General features: G+C 69.9%; 11 protein-coding genes, 1 tRNA gene and 2 pseudogenes. 8 read left to right on the top strand and 6 right to left on the bottom strand.

The window, feature by feature from the left end:
• Positions 1 to 631: 631 nt before the first annotated feature.
• Together ACIQFX_RS11940 and ACIQFX_RS11935 are read right to left on the bottom strand one after the other, a co-directional pair.
• Positions 632 to 1325, bottom strand: a pseudogene (locus tag ACIQFX_RS11940) (ATP-binding protein).
• Entirely contained in the window at positions 1322 to 2215 is an 894-nt protein-coding gene (locus ACIQFX_RS11935) for a hypothetical protein (RefSeq protein WP_402461593.1), read from the bottom strand. The pseudogene ACIQFX_RS11940 and the gene ACIQFX_RS11935 overlap by 4 nt, the downstream one beginning before the upstream one ends.
• A 266-nt stretch (positions 2216 to 2481) precedes the next feature.
• On the opposite strand from ACIQFX_RS11935, the gene ACIQFX_RS11930 reads away from it, so the two are divergent.
• The 4 genes from ACIQFX_RS11930 (at position 2482) to ACIQFX_RS11915 (ending at position 6861) form a co-directional block, all read left to right on the top strand.
• Positions 2482 to 2766 (top strand): helix-turn-helix domain-containing protein, encoded by a 285-nt coding sequence (locus tag ACIQFX_RS11930; RefSeq protein WP_402461276.1) that lies wholly within the window; start codon positions 2482 to 2484, stop codon positions 2764 to 2766.
• Between the two features lie 111 nt (positions 2767 to 2877).
• Positions 2878 to 3090: a helix-turn-helix transcriptional regulator gene (locus tag ACIQFX_RS11925; RefSeq protein ID WP_402461274.1), complete on the top strand. Its 213-nt coding sequence runs from the start codon at positions 2878 to 2880 to the stop codon at positions 3088 to 3090.
• Positions 3087 to 4526 (top strand): tyrosine-type recombinase/integrase, encoded by a 1440-nt coding sequence (locus ACIQFX_RS11920; protein ID WP_402461273.1) that lies wholly within the window; start codon positions 3087 to 3089, stop codon positions 4524 to 4526. The genes ACIQFX_RS11925 and ACIQFX_RS11920 overlap by 4 nt, the downstream gene beginning before the upstream one ends.
• Positions 4527 to 4713: 187 nt before the next feature.
• On the top strand, positions 4714 to 6861 hold the full coding sequence (locus ACIQFX_RS11915) for a hypothetical protein (protein WP_402461271.1): 2148 nt from the start codon (positions 4714 to 4716) through the stop codon (positions 6859 to 6861).
• A gap of 55 nt (positions 6862 to 6916) precedes the next feature.
• Here the strand turns inward: ACIQFX_RS11915 and ACIQFX_RS11910 are convergent, their stop codons facing one another.
• Positions 6917 to 7741 carry an SUKH-3 domain-containing protein gene (locus tag ACIQFX_RS11910; protein ID WP_402461269.1) on the bottom strand — a complete coding sequence of 275 codons (825 nt, stop codon included), beginning with the start codon at positions 7739 to 7741 and terminating at the stop codon, positions 6917 to 6919.
• Between the two features lie 81 nt (positions 7742 to 7822).
• On the opposite strand from ACIQFX_RS11910, the gene ACIQFX_RS11905 reads away from it, so the two are divergent.
• Positions 7823 to 8182 (top strand): hypothetical protein, encoded by a 360-nt coding sequence (locus ACIQFX_RS11905; RefSeq protein ID WP_402461267.1) that lies wholly within the window; start codon positions 7823 to 7825, stop codon positions 8180 to 8182.
• A 93-nt stretch (positions 8183 to 8275) separates the two neighbouring features.
• Positions 8276 to 9772, top strand: a complete 1497-nt coding sequence (locus ACIQFX_RS11900; RefSeq protein WP_402461265.1) for a S1 RNA-binding domain-containing protein — start codon at positions 8276 to 8278, stop codon at positions 9770 to 9772.
• A gap of 18 nt (positions 9773 to 9790) precedes the next feature.
• Here ACIQFX_RS11900 and ACIQFX_RS11895 read toward each other — a convergent pair whose 3' ends face one another.
• The gene (locus ACIQFX_RS11895; RefSeq protein WP_402461264.1) at positions 9791 to 10126 is read right to left on the bottom strand and encodes a hypothetical protein; all 336 of its coding nucleotides are present in this window, start codon (positions 10124 to 10126) and stop codon (positions 9791 to 9793) included.
• A 61-nt stretch (positions 10127 to 10187) separates the two neighbouring features.
• On the opposite strand from ACIQFX_RS11895, the pseudogene ACIQFX_RS11890 reads away from it, so the two are divergent.
• Together ACIQFX_RS11890 and ACIQFX_RS11885 are read left to right on the top strand one after the other, a co-directional pair.
• Positions 10188 to 10418, top strand: a pseudogene (locus tag ACIQFX_RS11890) (DUF317 domain-containing protein); the annotation flags it as partial.
• A gap of 53 nt (positions 10419 to 10471) precedes the next feature.
• On the top strand, positions 10472 to 10795 hold the full coding sequence (locus ACIQFX_RS11885; protein ID WP_402461262.1) for a hypothetical protein: 324 nt from the start codon (positions 10472 to 10474) through the stop codon (positions 10793 to 10795).
• Here the strand turns inward: ACIQFX_RS11885 and ACIQFX_RS11880 are convergent.
• Positions 10787 to 11989: an IS110 family transposase gene (locus tag ACIQFX_RS11880; RefSeq protein ID WP_402461260.1), complete on the bottom strand. Its 1203-nt coding sequence runs from the start codon at positions 11987 to 11989 to the stop codon at positions 10787 to 10789. The two genes, ACIQFX_RS11885 and ACIQFX_RS11880, sit on opposite strands and share 9 nt — an antisense overlap.
• Before the next feature lie 468 nt (positions 11990 to 12457).
• Positions 12458 to 12530 (bottom strand) — tRNA-Arg (locus tag ACIQFX_RS11875).
• Positions 12531 to 12656 lie beyond the last annotated feature (126 nt).

Below are 12656 nucleotides of genomic sequence, written 5' to 3'. Positions count from 1 at the left end.
CGGCTGCGCAGGACGCCGTGCTCGGTCCCCGTTCCTGAGCCCTTGGTCCCTGGTCCCCACCGCGGTCCCCGGTCCCCTGGGGACCGGTCCCCACGAGGCTTCGGTCCCCGGTGGTCGGTCCCGCATCGAGGACCGCCTCGTAGCGGGGACGGTCCCCCATTACTCGGCCCCAGGACCGATGCTCCTGCCGCGGCGGTACCTCGCTCTGTTGGGGACCGATCGGGGACCGAGCAGGACGGTCCCGGCGTGCGAACTCCCCAGGGACCGCCTCTGCACGCCGCAGGGGACGGACGCGGGGACCGTCCTCGCGGTGCCCTGAGCAGCGGTTTCGTGCCTGTGGCGGCGGGTTGCGCCCCGTTCCCTCCGGCCTCATCGGTCCCCTGGCGCAGATCCTTGCGGTCCCCGGTCCCGCTTCTGCCGCGACCTCTGGCTGGGGACCGGTCCCCACGAGCGTCGGGGACCGGTCCCCGGTATTCGTCGGGGACCGACAGGTCGTCAGGGGGACGGTCCCTAGGGCGGGGGACGGTCCCCGCTTCCGGCGGGTTCGGTCCCGCGTACGGTCCCCGCTGGACCTGTCGGGATCCCCGCAGGCCGGGGACTAACGCGGTGTTCCGGTGCCCCGGGAGGGAGGTCAGGCCGCGGGGCGGCGCCTGCGGTCGGGGCCGTCGAGGATGACGCGTTCGGTCATCTCGGCGAGGCGGGAGGCGACGCGGTCTCCGAGGGCGGTGCGTAGGTCGGCGGTGGGGAGGTTGGTGGTGATCAGGGTGGGGCGCAGGTGCTCGTACCGGTGGTTGATCAGCCGGTAGGTGAGCTCCTCGGTCCACTCGCTGGTCTTGGCCGCTCCGAGGTCGTCCAGGAGCAGTAGCGGGCACTTTGCCAGGGCCTGTAGCTCGCGCTCGCTCGGAGCCGGAGCGCGGGCGCAGGCGGGCGTACAGGTCGGCGGCGGTGACGGCCTCCCAGCGTAGGCGGACTCCGGCGGCGAGGAGGGCGCGGATGGCGCCGTATGCCTGGTGGGTCTTGCCGGTGCCGGTGGGGCCGGCGATCAGCAGGGACGAGCCCTCCGAGATTCCCGGTGCGCCTGCCGGTCCTGGGCGGCCTGCGCGGGCGATCTCGTCCACCCAGGCGGTGACGTGGGGGTGGTCGGTCAGGGCGCGCCGGTAGCGGGCGGGGATGCGGGCGTCGGCCAGCTCCAGCGCGGTGACGGGCTCCGGCGGCGGCTCGTGCGCGATGACGTCGGAGCCGATGCCCCGCTGGGTCAGGATGGTGCCGAGGCGGTCGGCGATCCGGCCGACTTGGTGCGGGTCCCGGGTGAGGGTGGCGGTCACAGGTCACCTCCGTAGGCGGCGGCCACGTCGGTGGGGTTGGTCCACGGGCGGTGGGCGGCGGCGGGCGCGGGCGTGGTGGCGTTCATGGCCTCGTGGACGAGGCTGGGCAGGGTGCTCGGGTGCAGGCCCTTGGCCCGATGCCGTGCGAGACCTGCCCGTACGTGGACGGGGTCGATGCCCTCGTCGATGAGCTTGCGCACCTGCCCGCCGAGATGGCTGAGGACGTCTCGGGGCGGTCGGTGCGTGCACGCGGCGGCGTACTCGCCGATGAGGTCCTTCGCCGAGACGGTCTGGGGCGCGGGGGCGCTCGCGCCCCCCGACGGGGTAGTTCCTAGATCCCTGTTCCTAGGTCCTAGATCCGGACCGTGAGGGCTCACCGCAGGCTCCGTGAGCCCTCCCTGTGTCTGCGGTGAGGACTGACGGAATCCGTCCTGACCTGCGGATCCGCTGTTCGCGGATATCTCCGTGAGTCCTCCCGGCCGAGTCACGGAGGGCTCCGTGACCGCTCCGAGCACCTGCGGTGAGGGCTCACGCGGAACGCCGAGATCGTGGTGCGGGCACGGGGGAGTGCGCACTCCGCTGGGCCTGTTGATCTTCTGGTGCTTGGCGAAGGTGACGATGTGCAGGTACCGCTTGCCGTCGTCGCCCTCGTAACGGCAGATCAGCCCGGCCCCGTCGAGCTGGGTCAGGTCGTCCTCGACCTCCACCGGCCCGTGCTCGCGGCGCAGCGACCACAGCTGGCCGGCGATGACGGCGGCCTGGTCGCGGAGGCGGCCCTGGTCGTCGGCCTGGGTGAGCAGACCGAAGAAGGTCCGCTCGGCGGACAGCGACACGGACGCGAGGGACTCCGACGCGAACGCCTCGGGCTTGATGGTGCGGATACGGGCGATGTCGATCGACCACCATTCGAAAACGGGAAGGGGCAGGGAATCCGGCGGCGCCGGGGTGCGTGGACAACACAGCCACACCCGGTGCGTGAAAGTCCAGACTTGGTTCTGGAACCCTTCACAAGTCGTCTCGCCCGTGGCCAGGTGACCGTAGACCAGAAATCCCGGTTGACAAAACCATCGCCGGAAATCGCCGCGTGATCCGCATCGCTCACGGCAGACAGGAATGCCCTTCCAAAAGGGCCGGCGTGCAAGCTACAACACCACCCATGCCGCCACGCCCCCTCGAAATCGGACCCGCCGGACAAGCCGCCGCCCACGCCATCGAACGCACCCGCACCACCCGCGGCTACTCCCAGCGCCAGCTCGCCGCTCGCGTCACCGCCCTCGGCCGGCCCATGACGTTCACCGCGCTCTCCCGCATCGAACGCACGGTCAGGCGCTGCGACATCGACGACCTCGTCGCCATCGCCACGGCCCTCGGGGTCGCCCCGCAGGCCCTCCTCGCCGGCCTTCGCACGCACCCGGAGCCGGTCGGCGCGGGCGCAACATAGCCGACGATCGCCGGTTAGCCTAACCGGGAATTCTGCGGATGATTGTGGGTCCCGGAACGCCCGTCGTGCCGGTCCCTGCCGGAGCTATGTCCATTCCCGAAGAGAGAAACCTTGCGCCGACCCCCGATATCCGCCACCCGCCGTTCCGAAGCAAAACTCACCGTCGACGAGCTCTGTGAAGAGCTCCGGATTTCCCGGTCGACCTTCTACGAATGGCGCCAGAAGGGACGCGCGCCCCAGTGCGTGAAACTCCCGAACGGCAGCCTGCGCGTTCGCCGCAGCGACCTGGAGAACTGGCTCTCCGACTGCGAGGCCGCCGCGTGACCAACCGGTCCTACAAGGTCCGCTTCTACAAGACGGAGGTCTACGAGGGGAAGCGCGGCACCACCTACACCGTCCGCTGGTCGGTCGACGGCCGGCGGCACGGCGAGACGTTCAAGAAGAGCGCGCTCGCCGAGTCCTTCCGCGCCACCCTGCTCGTCGCCGCCAACAATGGCGAGCCCTTCGACCTGGACACCGGCCGGCCTGCTTCCCACGCTGCGCCGTCCACCGAGATCACCTGGTACGACTTCGCCCTCCAGTACGTGGACATGAAGTGGTCCCGCATCTCGGCGAACAACCGCATCAGCACCGCCAAGGCCCTGACCAAGGCCACGCTCGCCCTCCTCCGGGCCGAACCCGTGCAGTACGAGGGCGTCGACGTCCGCAAGGCGCTGCGCGAGTACGCCTTCAACAAGAACCGTCGGAACGAGGCTCCGCCTGAGTACCGGGCGATCCTGGCCTGGATCCGGCGCCACTCGCTCCCGATGAGCGCCTGGGAGGACACCAAGCACGTCGATGCCGTCCTCCACACGCTCGACACCGTCCTCGATGGCACGCCGGCCGCCGCCAGCTCCGCCAAGCGGTACCGCCGCATCCTCAACGTGGCCCTGCGCCATGCCGTCCGCCAGAACATCCTCCGGGCCAACCCCATGCCCAAGGGAAAGGAGGAGAACGCCGCCCCGAAGACCTCCGGCGCCGTCGACAAGCGCTCCCTCCTCAACCCCCACCAGGTGGCCGCCCTGCTCGCCTGGATCGTCGCCCGCCCCCGCACCGGCCACCGGCTCACCGTGTTCTTCGCGGCCCTCTACTACGCCGGCCTTCGCCCGGAGGAAGCGGTCGCCCTGAGGGTTGAGGACGCCGTCCTCCCGGCGACCGGCTGGGGCGAGCTCCGCGTCCACACGGCAGAGCCCGAGGTCGGCAGTCACTGGACCGACGACGGCGAGACCCACGAGACCCGCCACCTCAAGGGCCGGGCATCCGGCGACACCCGCACCGTCCCCGTCCACCCCGCCCTCGTCGCGAGCCTTCGGGGCCTGATCGCGCGCGATCAGCTGAAGCCAGGCGACCTGCTCTTCCCCGGAGAGAAGGGCGGCCTCCTGGCCGGCTCGGTCTACCGGCGCATCTGGGCCAAGGCCCGTGAGGCTGTCCTGCCCGAGCACGAGTACAACTCCCCGGTGGGCAAGCGCGTGTACGACCTCCGGCACACCTGCCTGACGACCTGGCTCAACAACGGCATCCCGCCCGCCCAGGTCGCCGAATGGGCCGGCAACAGCGTCCCGGTCCTGCTCTCCACCTACGCCCGCTGCATCACCGGCCAGATCGCCGAACTCCAGCAGCGCATCGAAGGCCCCCAGGCCCTGCCCGGTCCGCGGTTGCCTTCGAGTGTCGGCCCTGCTCGTGCCGCAGTCTCTTCGTCGAGAGATGCTCGGGCACGATGACGCCTCGGCGTGGTGCTTCTCGTGCGTTGCCGACCGAGCCGCGCGTTGAAGGCCGTTGTGTCCGATGTGTCCGATGTGCCGTCGCGTGATGCGGCCGGTTGCTTCAACCAGCGGGGAAGGGCACCCGAGGAGCCTTGCAGCTGGCTGCGGGGAGGCTCTGTCAGGGGCGGATGGCACCATGCCCCGCATGGATCTCGCACACCCGCTCGACGGCCTGGACGCTGTGCCCTGGGCCTCTTCCTCCCACGCGTACGGCAGCGCGGAAGACGTTCCCGACCTGCTCCGGGCTCTGACAGGCACGGACGCCGCTGCGGCGGACGAAGCGCTGTCCGAGCTGTACGGGAGCGTGCTGCATCAGGGGACGGTCTACGCGGCCAGCGTGGAAGCGGTGCCGTTCCTCGCCAGGATCGCGGCGGCGGGCCACCGTACGGCTGACGTCCTCGGGCTGCTCGGCGGCATGGCCGAGAGCGAGGACGAGTACGGCGTGGCGCCGGGCGGTGTCCGGGCGGCAGTGGCCGCACAGTTGGAGCTGCTTCTGCCGTTGCTGGCCGATGCCGAGTCGGACGTCCGGCGAACCGCAGCCTGGGCGGTTTCGCACACCCGCCACGGCAGAACCGTCCTGCCCGCCCTGGAGATCCGCTGGGCGGAGGAGACCGAGCTCGCCGTCCGGGCCGAGGTCCTGGCCGGGACCGCTCGGCTCGACCCGCAGCGTGGAGCGGCTGAGGCGGTTTCCGTCCTGGACCCGTCCCAGCCCGCCGTGGTGCGGTTGGCCGCACTCTTCGCCTGCCTCGATGCCGACGCTCCGTGGTCTAATTCCCTGCACGCGACGATGCTGTCGCTCCTGCCGGCCGACTCCTTGCGTTCCGACTTCGACCTCGAACGCGGCGAACCGCTGGCCGCCGTCGTCGAAACCCTCCTGGGCCGGGGTCACGGACCGGAGCGGGAGGCGGCGTTCGCCCTGGTCGACGCGGCCCTGCGCGACAACCGGGCCGAGGTCCGGGCCGAAGGCGCCTGGGCGGCCGACCGCGCCTGCATGCTCTCGCGCAGTGCCCCACAGCAGTTGGTGGAGAGCCTGCGTGCGGCGGCTGTCGACGACAAGGCAGTGGTGGACATGGCGTCTCTCTTGGCGCGGCTGGGCCGTGCCGCCGAACCCGCTGCGGACGTGCTCGCCCCTCTCGCCGGACGGAACCCGGACCGGGAGGACGATCACGCCGACCGTGCTCTGGCCGCACTCGTGCTCGTCGCACCCGAGCAGGCTGCCCCACTCCTCGCCGCCGGCCTCGAGCACCGCCCGCGTGCCCGCGACGCGGCGACCGGACTGTGGGACGCGGAGAGCGCGGCCTTCCCGTTCGACATGGAACTCCTCGATGCCGTTCGCTCCCGCCTCTCCCGGCCCGCGGCGCTCAGCGGCAACGAACCGTGGCAGCTGACCAGCCTGTTGGCCGGGTGGGGCGCCGAGGCGGCGGCTGCGCTGCCCGAGCTGTGCGCAGCGGTCGCCCATATTCCCGGCCAGGCCGTACGTGCCCTTGCCTCCGTCGCGGCAGACTGCGCTCCAGCGGATTGCGACATGGCCGTCACCGCGCTGCGTGCGGCAGCCCAACGAGATGTCCTCCCGGCGGCGAAGGCCCTGTACGACCTCACGGACGATCCCGCGCCGCTGCTGCGATGCCTCGAACAAGAACTCGGCCGGGGTGGCCGCGATCCGCGCGACGCAGCCAGGACCGCTGCCGTACTCGGTTCCCGCGGAGCGGCTCTGGCTCCACTCCTGCGCGGGGCGCTCAGTGACCCGGGCAAGGACACCACGCCCGCGCTGGACACGGATACGGCCCTCGCCGAAGCCCTGTGGCGCGTCACAGGAGACCCTGAACCTGTCGTCGCCGTCCTCACGTCGGTCTTTGACCGCGCCGCGCAGAGCCAGTGGGCCCGCTGGGCGGTGGTGAGGGCCGCCCGGACGACCGCGCTCCTCGGCCCTGCCGGCCGCCCGCTCACCGCCAGGCTGGAAGCGGCCCTCAGCGATCCGGTGCAGGCGCCGGCCGTCGTCCGGGCCCTCGTAGCCGTTGCGGACCCTGCCGCTCTGGACCACGCCGCACTCGCCTCCGCCGTCCTGGCCTCGGCCGAGTGGGACGCTGATCCGGCAGGGGCCTGCGACGCCCTGGAGGCCCTCGGCGGCGCAGCCCTGAACGGCGACCACCTGCGCAGGCTCGAAGTCCTCGCAGACGGCGACGCCCGCGTCGTCCGCTCGGGAGTCGAGAACCGCATCATTCGCCAGGACGAAGCTTTCCGTGGCCGCGCCCGGGCGCTCCTCGCCACGTTCGGGAACACCGCGGCGTCCTGAGCGGACGACCACGAGTGTTGTGCCGGCGGCGCGGGATGTCCTCCCGCGCCGCGGCTTACCCGTGTTCCGGCATGCGAACGGGCATGACACCGAGGACGAGGTTCTCCAGGGCCTCGGGCATACGGCCGAATCGGGCCAGCCAGTCGTCGACGACGTACAGTTCACCGTCCTCGTCCAGCCCGAGGAACGCGTGGCCGCCGGCGAGTTCTCCGACCGGGACGAGGTGGTGGCCGATCTCCTCGCCCCACCCGTCGAACCGGTCGGCCTCGCCCAGTGCCAGGAGCGGGTCCAGGTCGAAGGGTTCCCTGGCGCGGGTGATGCCGGCGCCGCCGTGCCCGACCGCCAGCCCGCCGAACTCGCGCAGGAAGCTCTCGGCAGCGGCATGAGAGCGGAAGCCGTCCTGCTCCAGTAGCTGTTTCCAACCCGCCGTATCGACGGTCCGTCCGGCGTGCCAGCCCGCTTCCCGCAGGACTCGCTCCACCTCGGACGACCAGGGGTGCGGCTGCACCGGCCTCACGGCGTCATCGGTGCGCACCAGGCCCGCTGCGAACACGACGGCCTCTGCCGGATCGGGCGTCGCCAGCCGGACGACGTCTCCCCGCTTGTCGCGGCCTGTGACCTCGTACCCGTCGGGGCGGGCGAACATCGCCGGAAGCGGGGCATGTCCCCACTCCTCCCATCTGTTCCCCGTGGACACGCCCAGCTGCTGCATCGACACCCAGGGGTACATCGCGCCGAGCGTGGCGTTGCGGCCGGCTGCCTCGATCAGGCATCCAAGGGACGGCGGACCCTGTTGCTCGTCAGCGGGCCGGAGGCGGTGCGTCTCCAGTAGCCTCGACCAGGCTGCGGCGTGCCCGGGCGACGCGGAGGTGGAATCCATGCACCGACCCTGACGGCGCCGAACGCTTCCGTCAATGGACGGCCCTGTGGCCGCTGACATCAGCCGTGCGACGATCCCGGTGTGAACGCTCCAGAAGACCTCTCCGCCGCCGAGCGCGCCTTCATGCTCAACGCCTTTGAGATCGACATCCTCCCGGGCGTCCGCGGCGATCTGGACGAACCCCTCGCATCGGCGCCGCCTGGAGAGCTGGTTCCCATCCTCCTTCCCCTGATCGACAGGGGGTGGATCGACGTGTGCCGCGTCATCCCCTGGACGCCTCCGAGCGGAGGCGCCGGCTTCCAGCCCGGTCCGCCCCTCGCCCGCGAGGAACTACTGAACGCCCTGGCCGACGCGGACAACTGGGAGTACCCGGAAAGCGGCGACTGGATCGGCTGCGTGACGCTCATGCACACACCGAAGGGCCGTCTCATCTCCTGGTGAGCGGCTTCCCTTCTTCGGTGGCTCGGGAAGCCTGTCTCACCTCCATGGGAATTCCTCGCGGGGGTGGCAGGTAGCGTGCTGGATGATGGGACGGTGCAGCTCCCCTACGTCTACCGCGTCACCAAGTACGACCCTGCCGACCGTGACGAACACGGGCATTACACCGGCAGCGAGGACACCGTCAGCGATCACGGCGAGATCGAGGCGTCTTATCTTCAGGCGGTCGCGGCCTTCGCCCAAGACACCGGCGTCGATCACCTGGCCGTACGTGAACCGCAGGTCCCGTCCCTTGCGCACTTCGGTTCGGAGCCTCTGGTGGACGGCTTCGGATTGGCCGGGCTCTTCCCTGCCGGACCGACTGGTTTTCACGATGGGGCAGAGGTACCGCTCGACATCGCTCTGGAGCTGGTGCGCGCCATGTTGCGTGACAACGGCGCCTGGTGCCGGCTGGAGGCAGAAGGCGCGTTCGCGGTCCATGTGGGATGGGACCAGTACCTCTATATCGGCAGTAGCCGGCCTTGCGGGGAGGCGCTGGCCCGAACCCGCGCGCTGGGGCTGTTCCCGGAACGCCTGGACTCCTCTCCGTACGAGATGGAGACGGATGGCGCAGATGTCCAGCGGCCCGGCGACGACGAGTTCTGGGCCGGTCTGCGCTGGGCAGTCGCCGCATGCCGCGCCGGGCTCCTGGAAGAGACGTACATCGAAGGCGCCTCGCGGTGGCACCGCCTCACGCGCGACTCCATCGACACGGTTCGCGCCGGGATCGCTCCCCGCGCCCGGCTGGCCGTGTGGCCAGACCTGTCCACCGACGTCGACGCAGTCATCGGTGCCCTCCCCGCCGAGGGCCTCGTCGAATGTGTCTGGCAGGACAAGGGCGGCCGGATCCACAGCGCTGTCGCTGACGAGGATGAGTTCGCGGAGTTGGCCGCCCGGCTGTCCAATGCCGAGGCTGCAGCGCTCCTGTCCGTGTATGCCGATGAATGTGCGCCCCTTTTCACCGCTGTCATGCCTGACGACGACGGAGTGGTACGGGCCCGCTGGCAGACCGAGCCGACGCCGAGCGACCGGAACTGGGCCTTCCTCAAGACCCTTTACCGAGGCGAGACCGTCACCGGCACGGTGACCTGGATCGCCGACTTCGGCGTCACCTTCGTGGACATCGGCGGCTTCGAAGCGATGATCAATATCCCCGAGCTGTCATGGCGACCTTTCGACCACCCATCAGACATCGTCTCCGTCGGTCAGGAGATCAACGCCGAAATTCTCGACGTCGATCCCGTCCGCGAACGCGTATCACTGTCCCTCAAGGCCCTGCACGAAGATCCGATGCCGCTGCTGACCGTGCAGATCGGCCAGACCCTCGTCGGCCGCGTCACCAAACTCATACCGTTCGGCGTCTTCGTACGCATTGAAGAGGTGGAGAACGGTTTCGAGGGGCTGGTACACAACTCCGAGCTGGCCGACGAGCACCTGGAAGACCCGCAGCTCGGCATTCAGGTGGGTGACGCACTACTGGTCAAGATCCTTGACATCGACACGGTCCGGCGTCGAATCACCCTCTCGCACCGGCAAGCTGTTTCGGGGCTCTAGCCCCAGGCCGTCTGACGATCAAGGCGACGGGACGAAAGTCGCCGACTGGTCAAGCAGGAAGGGGGAGCCGGACCCGGCAGGCTCCCAGCCATGCGCCAGTGCCTCTTTGATACTGGCGGCAACATGATCCGGCCTGATGGGCTCCGCTTCAACGCCCAGCCAGTTACTGGGGTGCGGCTGGCCAGTGGTGACAACCAACGTCCTGCCCGGGCGGTCGTCGTCGGCGAGTTCGACGGCGTAGGCCAAAGGCGTCCAGCACAGTCCCTGCGTGTAGGACGGCTTCCGGCGGATCCGCCAGCGGTAGGCGGCCCCGTCGACTGTGATCCGCCGAGAACCCTTCTTGTTCAGCGCCATCAGGCCCCCTCTCCTGCCCTCGGACTGTAACGCCCTGCCATCGGCCTGCCCCCGTAGATTCCTGGAGGAGGTGCCGCCGCTCCTCCGTGATATCGATCCGCGGCCCGGCCGACTCGGCTGGCAGGCGTGGGCCGAGCCTGTCGTCGGGGATCCGTACCTGTGGTGCGCCAGCTTCAGCGCCAGCGTGCCGCACGACTTGGTTGCGATCTTCGCTTCTTCGGTCGTCTCGCCCCACCCCGTGCCCCGCTCCACCCTGTCGGCCGGTGCGGAGGGGTGGCTCACCGTCGTCCGGCCGGGGGGGGTGCCCCTATCTCTTTGGTCAAGGTCGTGGGCCAGGATGGCGGCATGGCGACCTGGTTCCGGACCTACTACGAGGACGAAGATCTGTGGCTGTATTTCGAGGCCGATGACGAGGGCTGGGCGGCGCGACAGGTTGAGGTCCGAGGGAAGGACTCCCGACCGGTGACAGCGGCCTCTCTGGAGGAGGTGCTGCACTTGCGTGATCACGCCGATCTTGCGTCGATGTTCCGCTATGAACGGCAGTACGGCGTTCTCGCCGAAGGCCCCATGGACGGTTGGCAGGACCAGCCCGAGGCAGCCGAAATCTCCGAGGAGGAGTTCGAACGACTGTGGGCTGAAGCGAGGCGGGCTCTCGGCGATTCAGCCTGACCTGGCGGGTTGGGGCTCATAGAAAGTTCCGTCGCGGAGCATCGCGAAGAGGACGTCGGCCCGCCGTCTGGCGAGGCAGAGCAGGGCCTGGGTGTGGTGCTTCCCTTGGGCTATCTTCTTGTCGTAGTAGGCCCGCGATGCCGGGTCGCCCAGGGCGGCGAACGCGGAGAGGAAGAAGGCCCGTTTGAGCTGCTTGTTCCCGCGTCTGGAGGGCTGTTCGCCTCGGATCGATGAGCCTGAGCTGCGGGTCGCCGGGGCGAGTCCGGCGTAGGCGGCGAGGTGGCCGGCGGTCGGGAACGTGCTGCCGTCGCCGACCTCGATCAGGATGCGGGCTCCGGTCCTGACGCCGACGCCCGGCATCGAGATCAGGACCTTCGAAAGAGGGTGGGCCTCCAGGAGTTCCTCGATCCGCCCGGCCAGCATCTTGCGCTGGTCAAGGACGGCGGCCAGGGACCCGGCCAGGCTCGGGACGATCAGCGCGGCCGCCTCGGTCCCCGGGACGGTGACGGTCTGCTCGTCCAGCGCGGCGAAGATCTCCTCGACCAGCCGCTCGGCCATCCTCGGTGCCTTCGGCCGTAGCAGGGTGATCAGGCGGCGCCTGCCGGCCTTGCGTATCTGGGCCGGTGATCCGAACCGTTCCAGCAGCGTGAGGACGGCCGGGTGCTGCAACCGCGGTCCCAGCACCCTCTCCAGCGACGGATGGATCTGGGTCAGCAGGCCGTGCAGCCGGTTGGCGACCCGGGTCGCCTCGCCGGCGAGGTCGTCGTCGAAGCCGACGATCATCTCCAGCTCGGCGATCGTCTCGTCCTCGCCGTCGATCGCCCGCAGCGTGTGCGGCATCGCGCGGGCCGCGTCCGCGATGATGAACGCGTCCCGCGCGTCGGTCTTCGCCTCGCCGGGGTAGAGGTCGGCGATCCGCCGCATCGTCAGCCCGGGCAGGTAGGCGACCGGGCAGCCCATGTCCCTTGCGACGGCCAGCGGCAGGGCCCCGATCGAGGCCGGCTGGTCGACCACGAGCAGCACCGTTCCGTGCTTGGCCTGGAGCTTCGCGAATATCTCCCGGAGCTTGGGCTCGGTGTTGGGCAGCCGTTTGTCGAAGGCCTTCTTCCCGGCCGGGGTCACAGCGGTGGCGTGGTGTTCACTCTTGCCGACGTCCAGGCCGAGGAAGACGTCGATGGTGCTGATGTCGATCACGTGCAGGCCCCTCCATCACGTTCTCGTCCGGCCTTGCCTGGGCATCGAGCTGCCACATCCACGTTACGGAGAGCTCTTCCGGCCCGGGTGAAGCCGGTGCTCAAGCCCCTCATCAGCGGTCCGTCGATGCCTCCGGACCCGGTGACACCACCCCCCGGATCATGAACAACAAGGGGGGGGAAGTCATGCCGGACCCGAAGGCCGGAGGCCCCATTGCGGAGCCACGAAAAAGGTAACGGGGGGGGGTGATCGCCACAGGAGAGCCCGCCGGTCGGACTGAGGCGTGGCTGCGGGTCGGCCCAAACTTCGGGAAGTTTTCGGGAAAACCAGCCGCCAGAGGCCGCCTCTGACCGGTTTCAGCCGGACGGATTCAGCCATCCGACGCTCCCTCTTCGGCACCCCCGCCCCCGGCTGAAAACATCCCCTGACCAGCAAAAAGGACCCTCCCGAAGGAGGGTCCCGGTGTTGCGCCCCCGGCAGGACTCGAACCTGCGGCCAAGTGCTTAGAAGGCACCTGCTCTATCCACTGAGCTACGGGGGCCGGGTGGTGATGGTGGGCCGGGAGGCCCGGGTGGGTGGGGTGGGGTCTGCCGGGACAAGGATAGGGCTCCGGTGGCCTTGGCCCGGTTGCTTCACCTGCGTGGCACGATGTGGAGGTTCGGTGAAG

Source organism: Streptomyces sp. NPDC093089, assembly GCF_044754405.1.
Lineage (GTDB): Bacteria > Actinomycetota > Actinomycetes > Streptomycetales > Streptomycetaceae > Streptomyces.
Note: the sequence above shows the minus strand (reverse complement) of the source record. Positions and strands in the feature narration are given on the sequence as shown.

Excerpts from the sequence above, each read along its gene's own strand:
- ACIQFX_RS11910 (WP_402461269.1), bottom strand. The coding sequence starts at position 7,741 with ATGGATTCCACCTCCGCGTCGCCCGGGCACGCCGCAGCCTGGTCGAGG.
- ACIQFX_RS11885 (WP_402461262.1), top strand. The coding sequence starts at position 10,472 with ATGGCGACCTGGTTCCGGACCTACTACGAGGACGAAGATCTGTGGCTG.
- ACIQFX_RS11930 (WP_402461276.1), top strand. The coding sequence starts at position 2,482 with ATGCCGCCACGCCCCCTCGAAATCGGACCCGCCGGACAAGCCGCCGCC.
- ACIQFX_RS11895 (WP_402461264.1), bottom strand. The coding sequence starts at position 10,126 with ATGGCGCTGAACAAGAAGGGTTCTCGGCGGATCACAGTCGACGGGGCC.
- ACIQFX_RS11915 (WP_402461271.1), top strand. The coding sequence starts at position 4,714 with ATGGATCTCGCACACCCGCTCGACGGCCTGGACGCTGTGCCCTGGGCC.